The sequence below is a fragment of the Roseateles asaccharophilus genome, from assembly GCF_031458115.1.
Lineage (GTDB): Bacteria > Pseudomonadota > Gammaproteobacteria > Burkholderiales > Burkholderiaceae_C > Pelomonas > Pelomonas asaccharophilus_A.
Window position 1 is genome coordinate 461,337 of the sequence record NZ_JAVDXV010000004.1, and the last position, 20,603, is coordinate 481,939.

Sequence of the window (20,603 nt, forward strand, 5' to 3'; positions counted from 1 at the left end):
GACCTGACGTGACGCCTGCCGCACTCGTGCGCTCGCTGCTGCTGGCCCTGCCCGCCATGCTGGTGGCCGGCGCCTGCGTGCTGCTGGATGCGCCCGCCGGCGCCACGGCGCTGGTCGTGGGCCTGGCGGCCTTCGCGCCGACGCTGAACAGCCTGACTCGTACCGAACGGCGCCGCACCGCCGCGGCGGAGCGCTCGCGGGAGTTCGCCCAGGTCCTCATCGACGCCATCCCCGACCCGACCTACGTCAAGCAGCAGGGCGGCCGCTACGTGATGGTCAACGAGGCCTTCGCCCGCTACCACGGCATGAGCAAGGCCGACGTGCTGGCCGGCCAGCTGGTGGGGCGGGCCGAGGACACCGCCAACCGCGCGCTGTCGCTGGAAGAAGACGAGCGCATCCTGGCCGGCGCCGAGCTGCGCAAGGAGGAGCACACCCAGCGCCACCACACCGGCGAGGAAGTGTTCCGCATCATCAGCAAACGCCGCGGCGTCTACCTGGACGGCAAGCCCGTGGTCGTCGGCATCGACCACCACATCACCGAATGGCGCGTGGCCGAGCGCGGCCACAAGCAGGCGCTGGAGCGCGAGGTGCAGCTGCGTCTGCGCACCGAACAGTTCGTGCAGGACCTCATCGACCTGCTGCCCGACGCCATCTACATCAAGGACGCGCAGAGCCGCCTCGTGATGGTCAACGCCACCGCGGTGCGGCTGCGCGGCATGAGCCGCGAGGAGCTGATCGGGCTCAATGCGATGGACCTGGCACCGCGCGCCGGCGTCGGCGAGACCTCGCTGCTGGAAGACCAGCAGGTGCTGCGGGGCGAGGAGATCGTCAAGGAGGAGCAGAGCGTGCTCCCGGTGACCGGCGAGGAGTGCTTCCGCGTCGTGTTCAAGCGGCGCTGCTTCGACGTGGACGGGCAGCCAGTGGTGGTGTCCATCCAGCACTACATCACGGAATGGCGCCAGGCCGAGCGCGAGCTGAACCGCCTGGCCCAGGAGGACGCGCTGACCGGCATCGCCAACCGGCGCTGCTTCAGCGCCGAGGCGCAGCGCGCCATGGACACGGCCGAGCGGCACGGCGGCGCGCTGACGCTGCTGCTGGTGGATGTGGACCACTTCAAGCGCGTCAACGACCAGCACGGCCACAACGTGGGCGACGAGGTGCTGGTGGAGCTGGCGCGGCGGCTGCGCGCGGTGCTGCGCAAGTCCGACCTGGGGGGGCGCTGGGGCGGCGAGGAGTTCATCGCGCTGCTGCACGGCGGGCCGCAGGCGGCGCTGGAGTTCGCCGAGCGGCTGCGCGGCATCGTCGCGGACACGCCCTTCCCCACCGCGACCGGCCCGCTGCGCGTGACGCTGAGCGGCGGTTGCGCCGAGTACCGCCCGGGCGACAGCCTGTCCAGCCTGGTGGGCCGGGCCGACGAGGCCCTCTATCTCGCCAAGAGCGAGGGCCGCAACCGCGTGCGGGCGGAGCGGCCGGCCATGCCCGGCTAACGCATCAACCTCTCTTCGGCCAGCGCCAGCGCCTCCGGCGTGCCGGACAGCACCAGCGTGTCGCCCGCCGCCACGCGCGTGGCGTCGTCGGGCACCAGCACGGCGCCGTTGGCGCGGCGCAGCGACACCAGCCCCAGGCCCTGTTGCGCCAGCAGCAGCTCGCTGACCGCCTGCCCGTCCAGCGCCGAAGCGCTGGGCAGCGTGACGGAGCGCAGCCGCTCCTGCTCGGCATCGTCGCTGGTGTCGTCGTCCGCGCCGTGGAAATAGCCGCGCAGCAGGCCGTAGCGCTGGTCCCGCGCATCGCGCGTGATGCGGATGACGCGGCGCATGGGCACGCCCACCAGCGCCAGCGCATGCGAGGCCAGCATCAGCGAGCCCTCGATGGCCTCGGGCACGACCTCGGTGGCGCCGGCCGTCTTGAGCCTCTCCAGATCGCTGTCGTCGATGGTGCGCACGATCACCGGCACCTTGGGCGCATGCGCGCGCACGAGATCCAGGATCTTCAGCGCCGACGGCGTGTCGTGATAGCTGACCACCACCGCGCTGGCGCGCGCGAGGCCGGCCGCCATCAGGCTCTGCACCTTGGCCGCGTCGCCGAACACGACGCTCTGCCCGGCCGCGGCGGCCTGGCGCACGCGGTCGGGGTCCAGGTCCAGCGCCATGTAGGGGATGTGCTCGCCCTCCAGCAGCCGCGCCAGGTTCTGGCCCGAGCGGCCGTAGCCGCAGATGATGACGTGGGCCTCGGCCTTGATGCTCTTCTTCGCGATGGTGGTCAGCTGCACCGACTGCATCAGCCAGTCGCTGCTGGACAGCTTCATGACGATGCGGTTGCTGTACATGATGAGGATGGGCGTGGCCAGCATGGACAGCACCATGCTCGCCAGCACCGGGCTGACCCATTGCGGGGCGACCAGGTTGTGCTGCGCGCCCAGCGTCAGCAGCACGAAGCCAAACTCGCCGGCCTGCGCCAAGTACAGGCCCGTGCGCAGCGCCACGCCGGGCGGCTGGCGGAACAGCCGCACCAGGCCCGCCGTCAGCACGAACTTGGCCACCACCGGCAGTGCCGTCAGCAGGATGACCAGCCACCAGTGGTCCACCAGCGGCCGCCAGTCCAGCTTCATGCCGATGGTGATGAAGAACAGGCCCAGCAGCACGTCGTGGAAGGGCCGGATGTCGGTCTCCACCTGATGGCGGTACTCGGTCTCCGAGATCAGCATGCCGGCCACGAACGCGCCCAGCGCCAGGCTCAGCCCCGCGTGCTCGGTCAGCCAGGCCAGGCCCAGCGTGACGAGCAGCAGGTTCAGCATGAACAGCTCCTCGCTCTTGCGCCGCGCCACCAGCGTCAGCCACCAGCGCATGGCCTTCTGGCCACCGTACAGCAACAGCCCCAGCACGACAGTCGCCTTCGCGGCCGCGATGGCCAGCGCATTGGCCATCTCCTCGGCGCCGCTGTTCAGCGCCGGGATCAGCACCAGCAACGGCACCACGGCCAGATCCTGGAACAGCAGCACGCCCATGACCAGCTTGCCGTGCGGGCTCTCCACCTCCAGCCGCTCGGCCATCAGCTTGACGACGATGGCGGTGGAGCTCATGGCCATCGCGGCGCCCAGCACCAGCGCGCCCTGCCACTGCATCTCCCAGGCGCGGCCCAGCATCGCGAAGGCGTAGATCAGCAGCGCGTTGCCGACGATGGCGCCGGCCACCGTGATGGCCACCTGCGCCATGCCGATGCCGAACACGGCCGTCTTCAGCGCGCGCAGCTTGGGCAGGTTGAAGTCCAGCCCGATGGAGAACATCAGGAACACGACGCCGAACTCGGCCAGATAGCTGATGCTGGCCGAGTCCTGCGCCACCGCCAGCGCATTGGGACCTATGACCACGCCCACCACCAGATAGCCCAGCATGGGCGGCAGCTTCAGCGAGCGGCAAGCGACGACGCCCAGCACCGCAGCGACGAGATAGAGGAGGGCGAGGTCGAGGGAGGTCACCGGGCGATGGTATTCGTCACGTTCGCCCTCAAACCCGGGATAGTGCGGGCAAGCGACGCCCGGGCACGTACCTATAGTCCGCGCCGGCCAGAGTCGCCCTCCGCAGCAACCGCGGACAAGCGATCCACGGGCCGATCGGGGCCGAGAGGGCAGCTTCGCGGGCCAGCTGCGCGACGAGATCGCCACCGAGCTGACTGCCGCGGGCCTGCTGGACGCGAAGTCCAACTTCGTCATCGAAGGCCAGCTGACCGACAGCATGGTGGACGCCGCCATAGGCACCGGCAAGGGCCGGTTGGCCGCCCGCATCCAGGTCAAGCGCGCCGGCAGCACGCTGTTCGACAAGGAGATCGTTGCCGAGTCGTCCTGGGATTCGTCCTTCGTCGGCGCCATCGCGCTGCCGGCTGCCATCAACCAGTACGGCGCGCTCTACAAGACGCTGACCGGCAAGCTGTTCGACGATGCGGACTTCAAGCGGGCGCTGGCCACCCCATAAGAAGTAGCGCTCCACACCCACCCCGGCCCAGGCCGGGTTTTTTGTTGCCCGAACGAGCAGGCCGCAGTGAAATCCCTCACGAATCCTCAAAGCCATGCACGGCTTGCATAAGCGCATACCCACTTGGCTAGACAAGTTGTAGCGACGAACCCCGGCTTCGCGCTACCGTTCGCCCACTAAAAAATTACGGAGCGTTTCATGCCCAACCTGTCCTTCGTCTCGCCCACGCGCAACAGTCCGTGGGGCACCTATCTGTCGCAGATCGACGCCGTCGAACCCTATCTGGGCCACCTGCGCCGCTGGGTCGAGACGCTGCGCCGCCCCAAGCGGGCGCTGATCGTGGACATCCCCATCGAGATGGACAACGGCACCATCGCCCACTTCGAGGGCTATCGCGTCCAGCACAGCCTGACGCGCGGCCCCGGCAAGGGTGGTGTGCGTTACCACCCGGACGTGACGCTGGAAGAAGTGATGGCGCTGTCGGCCTGGATGACGGTCAAGAACGCCGCGGTCAACCTGCCCTATGGCGGCGCCAAGGGCGGCATCCGGCTGGATCCGGCCATGCTGTCGCTGAAGGAGCTGGAGAAAGTTACGCGCCGGTACACCAGCGAGATCGGCATCATCATCGGCCCCAACCAGGACATCCCGGCGCCTGACGTCAACACCAACGGCCAGATCATGGCCTGGATGATGGACACCTACTCGATGAACACCGGCGCCACGGCGACCGGCGTCGTCACCGGCAAGCCCATCCCGCTGGGTGGCTCGCTGGGCCGCGTGGCCGCCACCGGCCGCGGCGTGTTCGTCGTCGGCCGCGAAGCCATGCGCCGCCTGAACATGGAAATGGACGGCGCCCGCATCGCCGTGCAGGGCTTCGGCAACGTCGGCTCCATCGCCGCCAAGCTGTTCGCCGCCAACGGCGCCAAGATCGTCGCCGTGCAGGACCACACGGGCACCCTCGTCAACAGCAACGGCTTCGACATGACCAACCTGCTGGACCACGTGGCGCAGACGCGCGGCGTGGCCGGCTTCAAGGGCGGCGACATGATCGCCAACGAGGACTTCTGGAACGTCAAGAGCGACGTGCTGATCCCCGCCGCGCTGGAAGGCCAGATCACCGCCGAGCGCGCCCAGTCGCTGCAGACCCGCCTGGTGCTGGAAGGCGCCAATGGCCCGACGACGCCTGACGGCGAGGCCGTGCTGGCCGACCGCGGCATCACCGTGGTGCCGGACGTCATCGCCAACGCCGGCGGCGTGACCGTCTCCTACTTCGAGTGGGTGCAGGACTTCAGCTCGTTCTTCTGGACCGAGGACGAGATCAATGTGCGCCTGGACAAAATCATGATCGGCGCGTTCAAGCACATCTGGGAAACGGGCGAGCAGCACAAGATCCCGCTGCGCACCGCGGCCTTCACGGTGGCTTGCACGCGGGTGCTGCAGGCGCGCGAGGAGCGTGGCCTGTACCCCTGAGATCGGCCTCGCGCCCCCCTCGCAAACGCCGGCGCCAGCCGGCGTTTTTTCTTGCCCGGGCGCCCGGCGGTGACGCGTAGGTACATAGGCACAATTCGGTGAATCCGGATGGACAGCCTGCGGGAAGCGGGCAAATTGGCGCATCAGCCCGTCATGACTCCCGAATTCCCCCCATCCTCGCCAGCCGGCCTCGACCGCCGCCACGTCCTGCAAGGTCTGGCGGCCGCGGTGCTGCTGCCCGCCACCGCGGCGCTGGCCGCGCCCAAGCCGCTCATCGTCGGCGGCCTGCCGGTCACCTGCAACCTGACGCTGCCCGTGGCCTGCATGGCCCGCGCCAACAGCAACAAGGCGGCCGGCAGCGACGCCTTCCGCTTCGAGTACAGCAAGTACAACGGCTGGCCGGAGATCAAGGAGTCGCTGATGACCGGCGGCATCCAGGCCGCCTACATGCTGGCGCCGCTGGTCATGGATCTGGCGGACAAGAAGATCCCGGTCAAGATCGTCTCGCTGGGTCACCGCTCGGGCGCCGTCATCATGGTGCGCACCGACTCGCCCTACAAGAAGTTCAAGGACCTGACGGGCAAGCGCATCGCCATCCCCAGCCGCTTCGCGGTGGACTTCCTGTTCCTGCGCAAGATGCTGACGCAGGAGGGCATGACGCCCAAGGACATCCAGATCGTCGAGATGCCGCCGCCCGACATGCCGGCGGCACTCTACGCCAAGGCCGTGGACGGCTACTGCACCGGCGAGCCCTTCGGCGCCGCCGCCCAGCGCGCCGGCTACGCCCGGCCGCTGCGCATGACGCGCGACGAATGGCGCAACTACATCTGCTGCGTGCTGACCGTGCGCGAGGAACTCATCAAGGAGAACCGGCCGCTGGTGCAGGACCTGGTCAACCACATCCAGGGCGCCGGCAACTGGCTGGACCAGCAGCAGGCCAACCGCGAAAAGGCCATCCAGATCGCCGCGGGCCGCAAGTACTTCAACCAGGACCCCAACATCCTGCGCTTCGTGATGGAGAACCCGACGGACCGCGTGACCTATGGCGACCTGCGCATGATCCGCGCCGAGTTCGACGAGCTGATGAAGCTCTCCATGGAAGCCGGCACGCTGAAGACGCCGGTGGCCTATGAGAAGTATGTGGACGAGAGTTTCGTGAAGGCCGCCAAGGCCGCGCCCATGCCGCTATGACTGTGAGCCCCTCGCCCAGCCCTGCGCCGCTGAACGCGGGCAGCTCCAGTCGGTCCCCCGAGGGGACGGCGATGCCTGCCGGATTGACCGGCAAGCACATCGCCAGACGGGCCGGCTTGGGAGCGGCCCGGCGCTCGGCCCGAAGCAAGCGGCCTGGATCACGGATATGAAACGTCGCTACTTGTTGCTGGCGGCCCTGCCCGCCTCCGCACTCGCCAACGCGCCGCGCCTGAAGGCCGGCGTCTTCGAACCCGCCCAGGCGGCGCCGGAGTTCTCGCTGAAGGGCAGCGACGGCGCGGAGCTGAACCTCGCCCGGTTCAAGGGCAAGGTCGTCATGCTGGTGTTCGGCTTCACGCTGTGCCCCGAGGTCTGCCCCACGACGCTGGCGACGCTCGCCCAGGCGCGCAAGGACCTCGGCGCGGCGGCCACGGACGTGCAGGTCATCTACGTGACGGTGGACCCCGAGCGTGACGACCTGAACCGCATCAGCGCCTACCTGCGCGCCTTCGACACGACCTTCGTGGGCGGCACCGACACGCCGGCCCGGCTGGAGGCGATGCGCAAGCGCTATGGCGTCGTCGCCGAGAAGATCGCGTCCAAGCAGCCCAACGCGTATGGCATGAACCATTCCACCTCGGTCTGGCTCATCGACCGCGCTGGCAGGCTCAAGGCCATGATGCCCTACGGCCACGAGGCCAAGGACTTCGTGCACGACCTCCGCTTGCTTCTGGCTCAGAAGTGAAGCGTCTGCTCTGGCTTCTGCCGGTGGCGCTGCTGGCTCCCGCAGGCTGGGCCGCGTTCGCCCCCCTGGAGCTTCCCACGCGAGACGAGTTGTTCGAGATCCCGCCCGGCACCTTCAAGCGCCGCATGGCCGGCAGCAGGGAGGAGATCCTGCCCGACACCATCCACCTGACGCTGGGCCTCAACGACCAGCTCTTGCTGCGCAACAAGGACGAGGTGCCGCAACAGTTCGGGCCCGTGCTCATCATGCCGGGTCAGAGCTTCAGGCTGCCGTTCGAGGTGGCGTCGACCTACAGCTTCGCGTGCAGTGCCCACGCCAGCGGCCAGATGGCCGTCGTCGTCGCGCCGACGCCCGAGCCGGGTTGGCAACGGCTGCAGTGGCGCTGGCAGCACTGGAAGAAACAACCCAAAACGGAGACCGCCTCTTGAACTCCCGCATCGGCAAGATCCTGCCGCCCCTGGCCGTCATCGCCGCCGTCATCGCGGTCTGGTGGTGGATCGTCGACCACACCGAAAGCCCCATCTTCCCGACCCCGTGGCAGGTCGTCACCGGCACGCTGGAGTTGGCCGAGGACGGCACGCTGTGGGAGCACATCACCGCGTCGCTGTACCGCGTAGGCATGGGCTTCGGCGCCGCGATGCTCATCGGCATCCCGCTGGGCCTGTGGATGGGCTGGGTGAGCGGCGCCTACCGCACCTTCAACCCCATCTTCCAGATGCTGCGGCCCATCTCGCCCATCGCGTGGATCCCGCTGGCCATCCTGTGGTTCGGCGTGGGCGAGGCCTCGCCCATCTTTCTGATCTTCATGGCCTCGGTGTTCCCGCTCATCGTGCAGACCACGTCGGGCGTGCACACCATCGACCGCCGCTACCTGCGCGCCGCCGCCAACTTCGGCGTGTCGCGCGGCACGCTGTTCCGCCGCGTCGTCATCCCGGCCGTGCTGCCCGAGATCATCATCGGCATGCGAATCGGCATCGGCGTGGCCTGGCTGGTGGTCGTCGCAGCGGAGATGATCGCGCTGCGCTCGGGCCTGGGCTATCTCATCATGGACTCGCGCAACGCCGGCAACCGCTACGACCTCGTCATCGCGGCCATGATCCTCATCGGCATGATCGGCCTGATGCTGGACGGCATCACGCGCCTGCTCGAAAAACTGAAGACTGTCAGGTGGCGTTATGTCCGCTGAAATGAAGCCCAAGATTTGCGTCAAGGGCCTGACCAAGGGTTTCAGGGCCGCCAAGGGCGGGCTGCTTCCCGTCATAGCCGGCGTGGACTTCGAAGTCGGCGAAGGCCAGTTCGTCGCCATCGTCGGCCCGTCGGGCTGCGGCAAGTCCACGCTGATGAACATCCTGGCGGGCTTCGAGAAGCCCGACGGTGGCCAGCTGCTCATCGACGGCCGGCCGCACCCGGGCCCCAGCCCGCAGGGCATCGTCATCTCGCAGTACGGCTCGGTGTTCCCGTGGCTGACCGTGCAGCAGAACCTGATGTTCGGCCTGACCGGCGAGAAGGCCGGCGACGCCGCGCTGGCCGACCACTACGCCGCGATGGTGGGCCTGAAGGGCTTCGAGAACGCCTACCCGCACGAACTGTCGGGCGGCATGCTCAAGCGCGTGGAGCTGGCGCGGGCCTTCATCGTGAAGCCCGAGATCCTGTACCTGGACGAGCCCTTCTCCGCGCTGGACGCGCTGATGAACCTGCGCATGCGCAATGAGTTGCTGCGCATCCTGGCCGAGGAGAAGCACACGGTGCTGCTCATCACCCACGACGTGGACGAAGCCCTCTACATGGCCGATCACATCTTCGTGCTGTCGCCCCGACCCACGCGCATCCAGGCCCGCTTCGAGCTGGACATGCCGCATCCGCGGCGGCTCATCAGCCCCGAGATGGATCAGCTGCGCGAGGCGATCCTGAAAGAGCTTGGCCTCGAAATGCCCGCTTAGCCTTTCAGCACGGCGCCGGTGCTGTCCAGCACCCGCAGCGTCACCGGAATGGCGGGCGCCACGCTCTGCGTGACGGTGCAGAAGTCCTCGAAGGTGTCCAGCACGCGCTGGATGTGGCCCAGCTCAGCGGCGGGCTTGCCCAGGTGCAGATCCACCGCCAGGCCTTGCACGCGGTTGCGGTTGCGCTCGTTGCGGCCCACGGTCGCCTTGACCTCGGTGCGCAGCGGCGACGGATCGTCCTTGTATTTCTGGCTGGCGAACCACAACGACGCGCTGAGGCAGTTGCCCACCGCCGACGCCAGCAGCTCGACCGGGTCGGGGCCCTGGCCGGTACCCATGGGCGCGGGTTCGTCGGACAACAGCACCGGGATGCTGGGTGCGTAGTGATGTTCGAACTGGTAGCCCTGACGCTGGATCAGGGTGACGCTGGGTTTGTCCATGGGGCTCCTCGCGCGAAAGGTGGTTGATAACGAAGTGTCGAGCTGGAAGTGAATGTATCGAACCCTCTCCACGCGCAGATCACACGAGATGATCGCGCTGCTCCAATCACCCGCCTGGCCATCTGGAGCGCGTTGCGCCGCTCATTGCCATCACAGGAGCAAGATCCTCACCTCAGCCACCCCGTCATCAGCGCCGCGACCTCGGTACTCGACAACAAATCGAGGTGGCCCGTCTCGTGCACGACCGCCTGGCGCTCCGGTGCGAATCCCAGGCGGAGGTCTGGGTTGCCGTGCTGGCCCAGCGCGCTGGCGACAGGTACCAGGCCGTCCCCGAAGGCTCGCGCTTTCAGGCTGCCAGAGGCGGGGCCGAGGCTGGCGGCAATGGCAAAGCAACGGGTGCCGCCCGGCAAGGCGACGTGGTCTGCACCACGCGTGTCATCTGCCGCGGCAGACCCTCTCACGATGCTGCCCAGCCGAAGGTCGTTGATACCCGCGCTGCGGACCTTGCCCAGGCGAGCAAGCGGCGCGGCGTACGGCGCGGCGCCAAGCAACAAGTCCAGTCCGTGGCCCATGCGTTCCAGCGGCGCGCCATGGTGCGGCGTGCCCAGGCAAATCAGGTCGTCCACGCGACCCGGCCAGCGAAGACCGCCTCGCTGCATCTGCGCGCCATGGTGGATGGCGCTGCGGGCCACCAACCCGCCCATGCTGTGGCCGATCATCGTCAGACGCTCAATGGGCACGGGCCAGACGCTGTACAGCCCCTCCATCAGGTGCCCCAGGATGCGACCATTGGTCGATACGCTCAGACCGCTGTTGTAGTGCAGATAGACCGGCGTGTAACCCAACTCCCGAGCGAGCGCCTCGCCGTGGTCATGCTCTTCTCGGTGCCACTGGAGGTCGTTCATGCACAGCCCATGCAGCAGCACCAGCAGTTTGGGCGTCGCGGCGCCGAGACGCGAGCGAATCGCATGACGCTCCAGCGGCAGTGGCCGGCCTGCGCGCCGGAACTGCATCGCAATCGCAAGCGGGTTGCCTGTCGTCGCGAGGTGGTCGCCCAGTACGCCGTTGAGCGCCGCAAGGATGGCCTCGCGCTCGGGGCGGGGCGCTTGGTGCGGATCAGGGGCTGCCAGCGCCGGCGCCAGCCAGCCGAGCAAGGCGTCGAGCGTGCCGCCCGTCAGGTGGGTCACGCCGCGCACGGTTTTGTAGACAAGGCCCGTGACGCCCTGTGTGCGTTCGTCCACGTCCGTCGCGTCGCCCAGGCCAGGGATTCGGGGCAGCGTGGCGATGCGCGCATGCATGGCCTCCACGAGGCTGGCCAAGCCGGCCACGGCATCGGTGGTGAGGCGCGCAGCACCGCGCAGATCGGCGGCCTGGAGTAGAGGTTGTGTCATGGGTGGTTTTGGCTCGCGCCGGAGGTCAGGAGGAGCAGCACGTCGGCATACCAGGCACAGTTCAAACCCAGGGATTCGTCGAGCACCGCATCGCGCGAGGCCATGTCCATGCGGCTGGAATGCACACCCAGCAAGCACCAGCGCGGTCGACCCGCAGAGGCGGGCTCGACTCGCGCGAGTACCGGGGCGCCGCTGCTGCCGCGGTGCATGCGTGCATCGGTGAGAAAGTAGCCTTGGCCCTGGAACCGCACGCCATACCAGGAGGCAACACTGGCTTGCCGCACCACGGGCAAGTGATGCACGGTGTCGAAGAAGCCGAGCGGAAAACCTGGGATGGCCAGTCGGTCGCCCACCACGAACAGGTCGAATCCAACCGGAAGGTGCTGGGGCCCGAAGGGTCGCACGACGCAATCCACCGGCAACGCGGTCCGGTCGAGCTCCAGAATCGCGACATCGACCTCTCCCACGCTATCGCGCGCCTGGCTCCACACCGTCAGGCCGCCACGATGCAGCAAGATCGACAGCGTGGCCAACTTGGTCAGATTCCGCGCATCGGTATGGAGTTTGATTTCTATCCGGTCGGGCGCGTGCCCCGTCGGCGCATCAAACAGTACATGACGGCTCGTGACGAGGAAGAGCCGGCTGTCCCGTTCGAAGAAAAAGCCACTGGCCGATGTCAGACCCTTGGCGCCAGCGAAGGTCAGCACGCGGGTGACGCCGAACAGTGCCTCATCCTGATCGCGCTCGTTGGCTGCGATGCCGTCAGGCAGGCGCGCCCGCGAGACCGCCGGTCGTTGCTGGGCGTCGTGACCGCGGTCCCAGGCATCGCGGCGATCCGACCAGACTCGTTCGGTCTCTCCCGTGGCGACAGGCTGGTTGATCGTTTCAAGCATCGGGTTCGACGCCTGCGCCTCGCCTCGCGCGGCCGCCTTGGCTCCCTGGCGCTGCAGTTCAGCGTGCTCGGCGGAAACCGGCGTGGGAGGTACATCGCCGTGCGCCGACCCCGCTTCAGTCGGCGAGACCTCTTCGGGGGCGGGTGAGTTGGATGGGAATGACAAGGGGCAACTCCTCTCAAGGACTTGTCCCGTCAGGGGCGACGCTTCCGCCGGTGGCGCTTCAAGCAAATCAGCGTGGGGCGGTGTCACTTGCAGCGTGCCCCGAATGAACTCAATGTACTTGACTGCCCTGCGGCGCGGTGGGTAACCCTCGCGGCATCACTGGCAACGAACCCAGGCCACGCCTTGGGTTGTGGCGTAGCGCAACGCGGCGTCCGTACGGCTGAACTTGGGAGAGAACCGCATGATGCGGTCCACGCTGGCTGTACCGCGGCCGGATCGGATGGAGACGAGAGCGTCAAAGCCGCCGTCGCATCTTTCCTGAACCATCGGGGAGATCAGGAATCTCCCGAGCTTGATGAGTTTCTTGTTGTTGAGCATGTTGTTCTTCTTCTGTTGAATGGGCCGGCGGGTGCCGGCCCGATGGCGCTCGACGAGCGCCGCAGTTGCACGCTCAAAGCGTGCGGATCTTCGACGCCTGGGGGCCCTTGGCACCTTGCGTGACCTCGAATTCAACCTTGGCGCCTTCAGCCAGTGTTCGGAAGCCGCCGCTGTTCTGCACTTCGCTGTGATGGGCGAACAGGTCCTTGCCGCCGTTGTCAGGCGTGATGAACCCGAAGCCCTTGCCGTCGTCGAACCACTTCACGGTGCCGGATTGCGTAGTCATGATGTTTCCTTGGAAATTAGAGATGGAGAAAACCCTCCGCATGGCGCACGCCGTGCAGAGACAGAAACACTCAAGAACACTCACCGGGGGAGTTGCTGAAGCGAGCCGCTCGCAAGAGAGGCCAGGGGGTGGCCTGCGGGGCTGCAGAAAAGACCTTGAGAAAACGGTCTTGTGCGAATCTATGTCGGACAGAGTAGCACGCCTGTCAAGCGTGCATCGACAAATGAGCGATGCATCACTGCCAGCGGCGTGCAAACTCCCGGTCAGCGCAGGTCTTCGGTTTCGAAATAGATCTCGGTCAGGCCCCTGGCCTTGAAAGCCTGCTGCACGGCCGCGTCAGGGCGGGTGAGACCTTGCAACGCCACGTCCACCTCGCTGCGCACCAGCGGCGTGTCCAGCCGCACGATGTGATCAAAGTCCGGCCGGCGGTCGATGGTCTTGAACGCAAACCACTCGCTGCCCTTGCCCACCAGCCGGTAGCGGCCTTTGCCCGCCTCGCGCGGCGCGGCCTTGAGTCGGCGGAACAGCAGCACCTCGTCCACCACCACGCGCTGCTCGCCGGGCTGTGGCTTGCCGCCGCGCTCGAAATGGCCCTCGAAGAAGCGCGCCTTGAACTCGCGCAGCGGCTGCGCATGGCCGGGCGCGAGGCGCAGCAGGTCAAAAGGCTCGGGGTCCAGCGTCCACAGCCGCGGACGGGTGGCCAGCTCGTCGCGCAGCGCGCGGTCGGCGGTGGCGTCGGCCAGGTGCAGCCGCAGCACGACCTGGCTGTCATGCGGCGCGTGGAACATCGGCAGGTGCGAGGCGTACAAGCCCTCGCGCCCGCCGAACACGGCCATGCCGTGGCCGCCGATGGCAGTCTCGGCACCCGCCTCCGACGCGGCGGCCAGCAGGGGAAGGTTCAGCATCAGGCGTCGCTTCATGGCGCCATTCTGTCCGGGTCGCCCCTGTCATCGCCAACGCAGGCATGACCGTTGCCGGCGGGCCGCTTTGTCATGGCACTGAATAATGCCGCCCATGCCACGTTTCTGTTCGCTGTTCCTGCCGTTGCTGCTCGGCGCCCTGCTGGCCGGCTGCGGCGGCCTGCCCAAGGCGTCCGACAAGTCCAAGAAGGTCTACCAGGGCGAGAGCTTCGCCGCCGAGGAAACCTTCTCCCGCCTGTTCGACGCCCCGGTGGACGACACCTGCGAGGCCGCCCGCCGCGCGCTGCTGAGCCAAGGCTACGTCATCAGCAAGGCCGGCAACGGCTTGGTGCAGGGCGCCAAGCGCTTCCAACCCGAGGGCGAGGTGCATGTGGAGATCGGCTTCAACGTCGTCTGCGTGGGCGACGGCCCCAAGAACCAGGTCGCCACCGCCTATGTCAGCGCGCAGCAGGACCGCTATGTGCTGAAGAAGAACGCGCAGGCTGCCAGCCTGGGCGTCAGCGCGCTGGGCTCCATCTCCGTGCCGCTGTCGTCCACCGAGGACTCGCTGGTGAAGGTCGCGTCCGAGACCATTCCCGCCGGTGAGTTCTATGACCGCTTCTTCGTGCTGATGCAGCGCATGCTGCGCGAGAACACCGCCGAGCGCTGATCGGCGCGGGCCTGTTCACACTACGGGATTGCCTCACACCGCGCGCGGCGTGAGCGGCCCTAGGATGGCTCGCCATGGTCGAGCCTTCGCCCCCTTCCATACGGCCGCCACTGGCGGGCCTGGGTGAGTTGCTCGCGATCGCCTGGCACGTGCCGGGCGAGGATGCCGATGCCCGTGAGCGCCTGCGCGCCGACCAGTGGCGCGCCGTCGTCAGGCAGCTGCCCGCGGCGGCCGTGGCGACGGCCATTGCCGCCGTGCTGCTGCTGGCCGCCGGCGGCTGGCGCGCCGATCCCGCCTGGCTCGCCGCCACGCTGCTGGGCCTGATCGCACTGAACGGCAGCACCTGCCTGTTGTGGCGGCGCGAGCGCCGCCGGCCGCGCGCACCGCGACGCCTGGCTCGGGCCAGCCTGCTGCTGGCGCTGGCGTTGCTGGCCTGCGGCGTGCTGGACGCCGCGCTGGTGCTGCTGGCCGCGCTGCACGTGCCGCCCCACCTGCAGCCGCCGCTGGTGGCCGGCATGGCCGGCGCCATCACCTGCGCGGCCTGGATGTTCGCGCTGCTGCCGGTGGCCGCCATCGCCTGGGTGCTGGGCGTCTGCACGACGCTGGCGCTGGGCATCGCCTGGCTGCCGGTGACCTGGATGGACGGGCTGCTGCCGCTGCTGCCTGCGTATGGCGCGCTGCTGTGCCTGACGGCGCTGTTCAACGCACGCCTGTTCCTGCAAGGCCGGCTGGCGCATCACGCCGCCGCGCGCGACCGCATGACCGTGTCGCTGCTTCTGCACGACTTCGAGCACCAGGCCAGCGACTGGTTGTGGGAGATCGACCGCGGCGGCCGGCTGCGCCATGTGTCGCAGCGCCTGGCCGACCACCTCGGCCAGCCGGCCGAGGCACTGGCCGGACAGCCGCTGCTGGGCCTGCTGGCGCGGCTACTGCCCGAGCATGACGAAGATGCCCGCGAGCGCCTCGGGCGGCTGGGCAGCGCGCTGATGGGCAGCGCGCCGCTGCGCGACCACGACCTGCGGCTGCGCCTGCACGGCACCGACGTCTGGTGGTCGCTGAGCGCACGGCGGCTGGCGGGCCGGGCCGGCTGGCGCGGTGTGGGCAGCGACGTCACGGTCGTGCGCGATCGCGAACGCGAACTGCAGCGCATCAGCAACCAGGACACCGTCACCGGCCTGGCCAACCGCCACCAGTTCCACCGCCAGCTGGCGGCACACCTCCAAGGCGATGCGGCGTCGCCGTGCACGGTGCTGCTGCTGGACCTGGACTGCTTCAAGCAGGTCAACGACAGCCTGGGCCACGCGGCCGGTGACCAGCTGCTGGCCGCAGTCGGCGAACGCCTGCGCGACAGCCTGGCCGCGCGGCGCGGCAATGGCGACCTGGTCGCGCGACTGGGCGCCGACGAGTTCGCGCTGCTGCTGCGCGGCGAGCTCAGCCCCGAGGCCTTGCAGCGCCTGGGCAAACAGTTGCGCACGGCGCTGCGCGTGCCGGTGACGCTGGGCAACCACGAGGTCGACGTGCGCGCCAGCATAGGCGCCGCCCTCGCGCCCCGCCATGCGCAGGCGCCCGACCCGCTGCTGCGCGCGGCCGACCTGGCGCTGTTCGCTGCCAAGGCCGCCGGGCGCGACCGGCTGGTGCTGTACGAGCCGACGCTGCAGCACGAAGCGCAAGACCGCGTGGCGCTGCTGGCCGACCTGCGCCTGGCGCTGGATGCCGGCCAGCTGGAGATGCACTACCAGCCGCAGATCGACCTGGCCCGCGGGCGGGTGCTGGGCTTCGAAGCGCTGATGCGCTGGCGCCACCCGACGCGCGGCCTCGTGCCGCCGGCCGTGTTCATCCCGCTGGCCGAGCACAGCGGCCTCATCGTCGCGATGGGTGCCTGGGCGTTGCAGACCGCCTGCCGCGACGCCGCCCGCTGGCCCGGCACGCTGCGTGTGGCGGTCAACGTGTCGGCGCTGCAGTTCGAGCGCAGCCCCATGGAGCAGCATGTGCTGGAGGCGCTGCAGCACAGCGGCCTGGCCGCCGACCGGCTCGAGATCGAGCTGACCGAATCGGCGCTGCTGCAGGACAGCCAGCACGCCATCGACCTGCTGGCGCGGCTGCGCACCGTGGGCGTGCACATCGCGCTGGACGACTTCGGCACCGGCTTCTCGTCGCTGGCCTATCTGCGCCGCCTGCCGCTGGACCAGCTGAAGATCGACCGCGCCTTCATCGCCGACCTGGACCACCCGCGCGCCGGGCCGACGGCACGCGCCATCGTGTCCGCCGTGCACGATCTGGCCCGCGCGCTGGGCCTGCGTACGGTGGCCGAGGGCATAGAGACCGAGGCCCAGCAGCAGGTGCTGACCGAGCTGGGTTGCGACGTCGGCCAGGGCTTTCTGTATGCACACGCACTGACACGCGAGGCAACCCAGGCCTTCGTCGAGCTGGCCCACCGCGACGGCCTGGCCGCCGCGCGCGGCGCGCATCTCGACTCGGTCCACCCGCCGCCCACCGGCTGGCCGTCCACGCGCTTGCATCCACGCAGCCTGCTGCAGCTTCCCGATACCAGGTTTGGGTGAGGCCCCGGGGCGGGCCGCATTGCGATTGAATAATCGCGGCCTCTCGTCGAACCCGCGCCCTGCATGCTCAGATCCCTGCTCTTCCCGTTGCTGGCATCCCTGGCATTCACCACCGCCACCGCCGCGCCGCTGACCACGCACGCCGAACGCAGCGGCTTCGTGCAGACGGGCCGTTACGAAGAGGTGGGGCGGCTGTGCCGCGACTTTGCCCGCGCCCATCCGCGCCATGTGCGCTGCACGCGATTCGGTACCACGCCGCAGGGCCGGCCGATGTGGGCGCTGGTGGCCAGCCAGTCCGGCGCGCTGACGCCCGCGGCCGCGCGCCGCGCGGGCCTGCCGGTCACGCTGGTGCAGGGCGGCATCCATGCCGGCGAGATCGACGGCAAGGACGCCGGCTTCCTCGCGCTGCGCGAGCAGCTCGCCAAGACGGGCGCGCTGCAGAAGCAGGTGCTGGTGTTCGTGCCCGTGTTCAACGTGGACGGCCACGAGCGCTTCGGCCCCTGGCACCGCCCCAACCAGCGCGGCCCGGAGCAGATGGGCTGGCGCACCACCGCGCAGAACCTCAACCTGAACCGCGACTACCTGAAGGCCGACGCGCCCGAGATGCAGGCCATGCTGGGCCTGGTGCGCGACTGGGACCCGCTGGTCACCGTGGACCTGCACGCCACCAACGGCGCGCAGTTCGAGCACGACATCGCCATCATGGTGGAGCCGCTGCACTCGGGCGACGCGCCGCTGCGCGCGGCCGGCCGCGCCTGGCGCGACGGCGTCATCGACGCGCTGGCCGCCCAGGGCGCGCTGCCGCTGCCGTTCTACCCGTCCTTCATCGAGGAAGACAACCCGGCCAGCGGCTTCAAGGACAGCGTGTCGACGCCGCGCTTCTCGCAGGGCTATTTCCGGCTGCGCAACCGCTTCGCGATGCTGGTGGAGACGCACAGCTGGCGCCCCTACCCGCACCGCGTGCGCCTGACCCGCCAGACCGTGGACGCCGTGCTGGACCAGGTGGCCCGCCACGGCCGCGACTGGCTGCGCGCCGCCCAAGCCGCCGATGCCCGCCCGCTGACCGAGCTGGCGCTGACCTGGCGCGCCAGCGACGAGGCGCGCACCATCGAATTCCGCGGCTACGCCTACACCCGCACGGCGAGCGACATCTCCGGCGCGCTGATGACGCGCTACGACGAAACCCGGCCCGAGATCTGGCGCGTGCCGCTGCGCGACCGCGTGCTGCCCGACGTCGTCCGCGCCGCGCCAGGCGCCGGCTATCTGGTGCCGACGGAACACGCCGGCTGGGTGGCCGAAAAACTAGCCCAGCACGGCGTACGCTTCGAGCGGCTGAAGCAGGGCCACGCGTCGCTGCCGGCGCAGGCCTGGCGGGCTGACGGCGTCACGCGCGACGCCGCCACCACCGAGGGCCGCCAGCGCGTCACGCTGACCGGCCGCTGGGCCGCCGAGACGCGTGAGCTGCCGGCCGGCAGCCTGTTCGTGCCCATCGCGCAGCCGCTGGCCGCCGTGGCCATGCACCTGCTGGAGCCCGACGCGCCCGACTCCATGGCCACCTGGGGCCGCTTCGCGACCGCGTTCGAGCCCAAGGAATACATGGAGGCCTATGTGGCCGAGCAGGTCGCCCGCGAGCAGCTGGCCGCCAGTTCGGCGCTGCGCGAGGCCTTCGCCGCCCGGCTGCGCGACGACGCCAAGTTCGCGGCCGACCCCAAGGCCCGGCTGGAGTTCTTCTACCGACGCGCGCCCAGCTGGGATGAGCGGCTGAACCTGTACCCGGTGCTGCGCGTCGACGCGAAGCCCTGACGAGCCCGCCATGCCGCGTCGCCCGCGCCCGCACCACCACCACGTCTACGTGGTGCTGCTGTCGCAGCAGGTGTGGAACGAGCCGGCGTTCCGCCACGCCAACCCCGATCACGACATCACCAAGCCCTGCGTCTACGTCGGCATGACCGGGCTGGACCCCGACCTGCGCTTCGACCGCCACATGGCCGGCGTGCAGGCCAACCGCTTCGTGCTGAAGTACGGCGAGCGGCTGCTGCCGGAGCTGTATGAGGTCTACAACCCCATGCCCTACGAGGCCGCGCGCGACATGGAAGTCGAACTGGGCATTGCGTTGCGCGAGAAGGGCTATGGGGTGTGGCAGGCGTAGCGGTTAGATTCGCGCCATGAACCGCCTTCAAGCCGAGTTGCAGCGCCTGTACCCGCCGCCATCCACCACGCAGGAGGGCGACCGCGTGCGCGCGCTGCTGCTGGAGCTGGCCCGCCCGGCCGACTGGGACACACTGGGCCAGCTCTGGCGCGGCGTGCAGGCGGACCTGCAGCTGCCGGCGCCTGGCATCGCCGTGTCCGGCACGGACGGGCTGCAGCTGTGGTTCTCGCTGCAGCAGCCGGTCAGCGCCGCGCGCGCGGCGGACTTTCTCGCGCGGCTGCAAGCGCGCTATCTGCCCGGCATCGCGCCGGCGCGTGTGCGCGCGCTGGCCACCGTGCCGGCCATTCCCGCGCAGGACGCCGCGACGGGCAACTGGTCCGCCTTCGTCGCGCCGGACCTCGCACCGGTGTTCGCCGACACGCCCTGGCTGGACATCCCGCCCGGCGCCGACGGCCAGGCCGACCTGCTGGCGCGATTGGCACCCATCAAGCCCGCGGCGTTCGAGGCGGCGATGCAAGCCCTGGCCCCGGCGGCCGCGCCGCGCCCAGACGCCGGCACCGACGTGAACCCGCGCCAGTTCCTGCAACGCGTGCTGAACGACGAAACCGCGCCGCTGGCGCTGCGCGTTGACGCGGCCAAGGCCTTGCTGGGCCGCGAGCCATGAACCTGCGCAACCCTTCACCCCGGCTGCGCCGCTGGCTGGTGTTCGCGTTTGCGATGCTGGCGCTGAGCCTGTTTGCGGCGCTGGCCGGCGAGATGCGCGAGGACGACACGCGCCACTGGGACCAGGCCGCGCTGCTCCAGGCCCAGCAGTGGCGCGCCGCGCACCCGCTGGTGGAAGCCGTCATGCGCGAGTTCAGCAGCCTGGGCAGCACGCCGGTGCTGACGCTGTTCACCGTGCTGGCCGCCATCTACCTGGCCTGCGTGGGCCGGCCGGCGCGGGCCGTGGCCGTCAGCGTCGCGATGAGCACCGGTGCGCTGGCCGTCACCGCGCTCAAGGCCGGCTTCGGACGCGCCAGGCCCGACCCCGAGTTCGCGGCGCTGGTGCAGGAGGGTCTGAGCTTCCCCAGCGGCCACGCCAGCATGTCGGCGGTGTTCTACCTGACCGTGGGCGTGCTGGTGGCGCAGCGCCACGACGGCCTGCACCTGCGCGCCTTCGTCGTCGCCATCGCCGCCTTCATGGCCGTGCTGATCGGCGTCACCCGCGTGATGCTGGGCGTGCACTGGGCCAGCGACGTGCTGGCCGGCTGGGCGTTTGGGGCGGGGTGGGCGGCGCTGTGGTTCTGCATGGCGTCGCAGCTGAAGGAGGTGCGGCGGGCGCGGGTCTGATGGTGTGGGAAGGACTGCATTGCAGCGCATGAGGTCCGTAAGCAGCCAGGGAACACATGTTGATCTGACCGTGCCTCGGTAGTGAACATCTGTCCGCTTAGAAGGAGGCGGACACGTGAACACTTATGGGG

Annotated in this window: 21 protein-coding genes; 14 read left to right on the plus strand and 7 right to left on the minus strand. The window is 69.2% G+C overall.

The genetic code is table 11. The features are described from left to right. The first annotated feature begins 8 nt into the window (after positions 1–8). A complete protein-coding gene (locus J2X21_RS13055) occupies positions 9–1,487 on the plus strand; it encodes a sensor domain-containing diguanylate cyclase (protein WP_310329116.1) in 1,479 nt (492 codons plus the stop codon). Here J2X21_RS13055 and J2X21_RS13060 read toward each other — a convergent pair. Further along, positions 1,484–3,475, minus strand: coding sequence for a monovalent cation:proton antiporter family protein (locus J2X21_RS13060; RefSeq protein WP_310329119.1), 1,992 nt, complete (start codon positions 3,473–3,475; stop codon positions 1,484–1,486). The genes J2X21_RS13055 and J2X21_RS13060 overlap by 4 nt on opposite strands. Positions 3,476–3,731: 256 nt before the next feature. On the opposite strand from J2X21_RS13060, the gene J2X21_RS13065 reads away from it, so the two are divergent. From J2X21_RS13065 to J2X21_RS13095, 7 genes are all read left to right on the plus strand, one after another. Further along, a complete protein-coding gene (locus J2X21_RS13065; protein WP_310329120.1) occupies positions 3,732–3,968 on the plus strand; it encodes a hypothetical protein in 237 nt (78 codons plus the stop codon). A 198-nt stretch (positions 3,969–4,166) separates the two neighbouring features. Next, positions 4,167–5,438: a Glu/Leu/Phe/Val family dehydrogenase gene (locus J2X21_RS13070; protein ID WP_310329123.1), complete on the plus strand. Its 1,272-nt coding sequence runs from the start codon at positions 4,167–4,169 to the stop codon at positions 5,436–5,438. A gap of 153 nt (positions 5,439–5,591) precedes the next feature. Further along, the gene (locus J2X21_RS13075) at positions 5,592–6,629 is read left to right on the plus strand and encodes an ABC transporter substrate-binding protein (protein ID WP_310329125.1); all 1,038 of its coding nucleotides are present in this window, start codon (positions 5,592–5,594) and stop codon (positions 6,627–6,629) included. Positions 6,630–6,795: 166 nt separating this feature from the next. Further along, positions 6,796–7,371, plus strand: a complete 576-nt coding sequence (locus tag J2X21_RS13080; RefSeq protein ID WP_310329128.1) for an SCO family protein — start codon at positions 6,796–6,798, stop codon at positions 7,369–7,371. Continuing rightward, positions 7,368–7,799 (plus strand): cupredoxin domain-containing protein, encoded by a 432-nt coding sequence (locus J2X21_RS13085; protein WP_310329131.1) that lies wholly within the window; start codon positions 7,368–7,370, stop codon positions 7,797–7,799. The genes J2X21_RS13080 and J2X21_RS13085 overlap by 4 nt, the downstream gene beginning before the upstream one ends. Next, the gene (locus tag J2X21_RS13090; RefSeq protein WP_310329133.1) at positions 7,796–8,557 is read left to right on the plus strand and encodes an ABC transporter permease; all 762 of its coding nucleotides are present in this window, start codon (positions 7,796–7,798) and stop codon (positions 8,555–8,557) included. Before J2X21_RS13085 ends, J2X21_RS13090 begins: the two co-directional genes overlap by 4 nt. Position 8,558: 1 nt before the next feature. Next, entirely contained in the window at positions 8,559–9,311 is a 753-nt protein-coding gene (locus tag J2X21_RS13095) for an ABC transporter ATP-binding protein (protein ID WP_310329137.1), read from the plus strand. Here J2X21_RS13095 and J2X21_RS13100 read toward each other — a convergent pair. From J2X21_RS13100 to J2X21_RS13125, 6 genes are all read right to left on the minus strand, one after another. Beyond that, the gene (locus J2X21_RS13100; protein WP_310329139.1) at positions 9,308–9,751 is read right to left on the minus strand and encodes an OsmC family protein; all 444 of its coding nucleotides are present in this window, start codon (positions 9,749–9,751) and stop codon (positions 9,308–9,310) included. The genes J2X21_RS13095 and J2X21_RS13100 overlap by 4 nt on opposite strands. A 167-nt stretch (positions 9,752–9,918) precedes the next feature. Continuing rightward, entirely contained in the window at positions 9,919–11,142 is a 1,224-nt protein-coding gene (locus J2X21_RS13105) for an esterase/lipase family protein (RefSeq protein ID WP_310329141.1), read from the minus strand. Further along, positions 11,139–12,200 (minus strand): trypsin-like serine peptidase, encoded by a 1,062-nt coding sequence (locus tag J2X21_RS13110; protein WP_310329144.1) that lies wholly within the window; start codon positions 12,198–12,200, stop codon positions 11,139–11,141. The genes J2X21_RS13105 and J2X21_RS13110 overlap by 4 nt, the downstream gene beginning before the upstream one ends. Positions 12,201–12,356: 156 nt before the next feature. After that, complete coding sequence (locus tag J2X21_RS13115) at positions 12,357–12,578, minus strand: hypothetical protein (protein ID WP_310329146.1); 222 nt, start codon at positions 12,576–12,578, stop codon at positions 12,357–12,359. Between the two features lie 73 nt (positions 12,579–12,651). Beyond that, the gene (locus J2X21_RS13120) at positions 12,652–12,864 is read right to left on the minus strand and encodes a cold-shock protein (protein ID WP_310329150.1); all 213 of its coding nucleotides are present in this window, start codon (positions 12,862–12,864) and stop codon (positions 12,652–12,654) included. Between the two features lie 263 nt (positions 12,865–13,127). After that, positions 13,128–13,784 (minus strand): hypothetical protein, encoded by a 657-nt coding sequence (locus J2X21_RS13125; RefSeq protein WP_310329153.1) that lies wholly within the window; start codon positions 13,782–13,784, stop codon positions 13,128–13,130. Between the two features lie 94 nt (positions 13,785–13,878). Here J2X21_RS13125 and J2X21_RS13130 point away from each other — a divergent pair, with 94 nt between their 5' ends. From J2X21_RS13130 to J2X21_RS13155, 6 genes are all read left to right on the plus strand, one after another. Next, positions 13,879–14,433: a DUF2242 domain-containing protein gene (locus tag J2X21_RS13130; RefSeq protein ID WP_310329156.1), complete on the plus strand. Its 555-nt coding sequence runs from the start codon at positions 13,879–13,881 to the stop codon at positions 14,431–14,433. A 74-nt stretch (positions 14,434–14,507) separates the two neighbouring features. Next, positions 14,508–16,994, plus strand: coding sequence for a putative bifunctional diguanylate cyclase/phosphodiesterase (locus J2X21_RS13135; RefSeq protein WP_310329159.1), 2,487 nt, complete (start codon positions 14,508–14,510; stop codon positions 16,992–16,994). A 63-nt stretch (positions 16,995–17,057) separates the two neighbouring features. Then, a complete protein-coding gene (locus tag J2X21_RS13140) occupies positions 17,058–18,797 on the plus strand; it encodes a M14 family metallopeptidase (protein WP_310329162.1) in 1,740 nt (579 codons plus the stop codon). Positions 18,798–18,807: 10 nt separating this feature from the next. Next, the gene (locus J2X21_RS13145) at positions 18,808–19,143 is read left to right on the plus strand and encodes a hypothetical protein (RefSeq protein WP_310329165.1); all 336 of its coding nucleotides are present in this window, start codon (positions 18,808–18,810) and stop codon (positions 19,141–19,143) included. A gap of 16 nt (positions 19,144–19,159) precedes the next feature. Next, on the plus strand, positions 19,160–19,807 hold the full coding sequence (locus J2X21_RS13150; RefSeq protein WP_310329168.1) for a hypothetical protein: 648 nt from the start codon (positions 19,160–19,162) through the stop codon (positions 19,805–19,807). Then, entirely contained in the window at positions 19,804–20,472 is a 669-nt protein-coding gene (locus J2X21_RS13155; protein WP_310329172.1) for a phosphatase PAP2 family protein, read from the plus strand. Before J2X21_RS13150 ends, J2X21_RS13155 begins: the two co-directional genes overlap by 4 nt. Positions 20,473–20,603 lie beyond the last annotated feature (131 nt).

Coding starts and splice junctions, on each gene's coding strand:
- J2X21_RS13065 (WP_310329120.1), top strand. CDS start 3,732: ATGGTGGACGCCGCCATAGGCACCGGCAAGGGCCGGTTGGCCGCCCGC.
- J2X21_RS13070 (WP_310329123.1), top strand. CDS start 4,167: ATGCCCAACCTGTCCTTCGTCTCGCCCACGCGCAACAGTCCGTGGGGC.
- J2X21_RS13075 (WP_310329125.1), top strand. CDS start 5,592: ATGACTCCCGAATTCCCCCCATCCTCGCCAGCCGGCCTCGACCGCCGC.
- J2X21_RS13080 (WP_310329128.1), top strand. CDS start 6,796: ATGAAACGTCGCTACTTGTTGCTGGCGGCCCTGCCCGCCTCCGCACTC.
- J2X21_RS13095 (WP_310329137.1), top strand. CDS start 8,559: ATGAAGCCCAAGATTTGCGTCAAGGGCCTGACCAAGGGTTTCAGGGCC.
- J2X21_RS13100 (WP_310329139.1), bottom strand. CDS start 9,751: ATGGACAAACCCAGCGTCACCCTGATCCAGCGTCAGGGCTACCAGTTC.
- J2X21_RS13105 (WP_310329141.1), bottom strand. CDS start 11,142: ATGACACAACCTCTACTCCAGGCCGCCGATCTGCGCGGTGCTGCGCGC.
- J2X21_RS13115 (WP_310329146.1), bottom strand. CDS start 12,578: ATGCTCAACAACAAGAAACTCATCAAGCTCGGGAGATTCCTGATCTCC.
- J2X21_RS13120 (WP_310329150.1), bottom strand. CDS start 12,864: ATGACTACGCAATCCGGCACCGTGAAGTGGTTCGACGACGGCAAGGGC.
- J2X21_RS13125 (WP_310329153.1), bottom strand. CDS start 13,784: ATGAAGCGACGCCTGATGCTGAACCTTCCCCTGCTGGCCGCCGCGTCG.
- J2X21_RS13130 (WP_310329156.1), top strand. CDS start 13,879: ATGCCACGTTTCTGTTCGCTGTTCCTGCCGTTGCTGCTCGGCGCCCTG.
- J2X21_RS13135 (WP_310329159.1), top strand. CDS start 14,508: ATGGTCGAGCCTTCGCCCCCTTCCATACGGCCGCCACTGGCGGGCCTG.
- J2X21_RS13140 (WP_310329162.1), top strand. CDS start 17,058: ATGCTCAGATCCCTGCTCTTCCCGTTGCTGGCATCCCTGGCATTCACC.
- J2X21_RS13145 (WP_310329165.1), top strand. CDS start 18,808: ATGCCGCGTCGCCCGCGCCCGCACCACCACCACGTCTACGTGGTGCTG.
- J2X21_RS13150 (WP_310329168.1), top strand. CDS start 19,160: ATGAACCGCCTTCAAGCCGAGTTGCAGCGCCTGTACCCGCCGCCATCC.
- J2X21_RS13155 (WP_310329172.1), top strand. CDS start 19,804: ATGAACCTGCGCAACCCTTCACCCCGGCTGCGCCGCTGGCTGGTGTTC.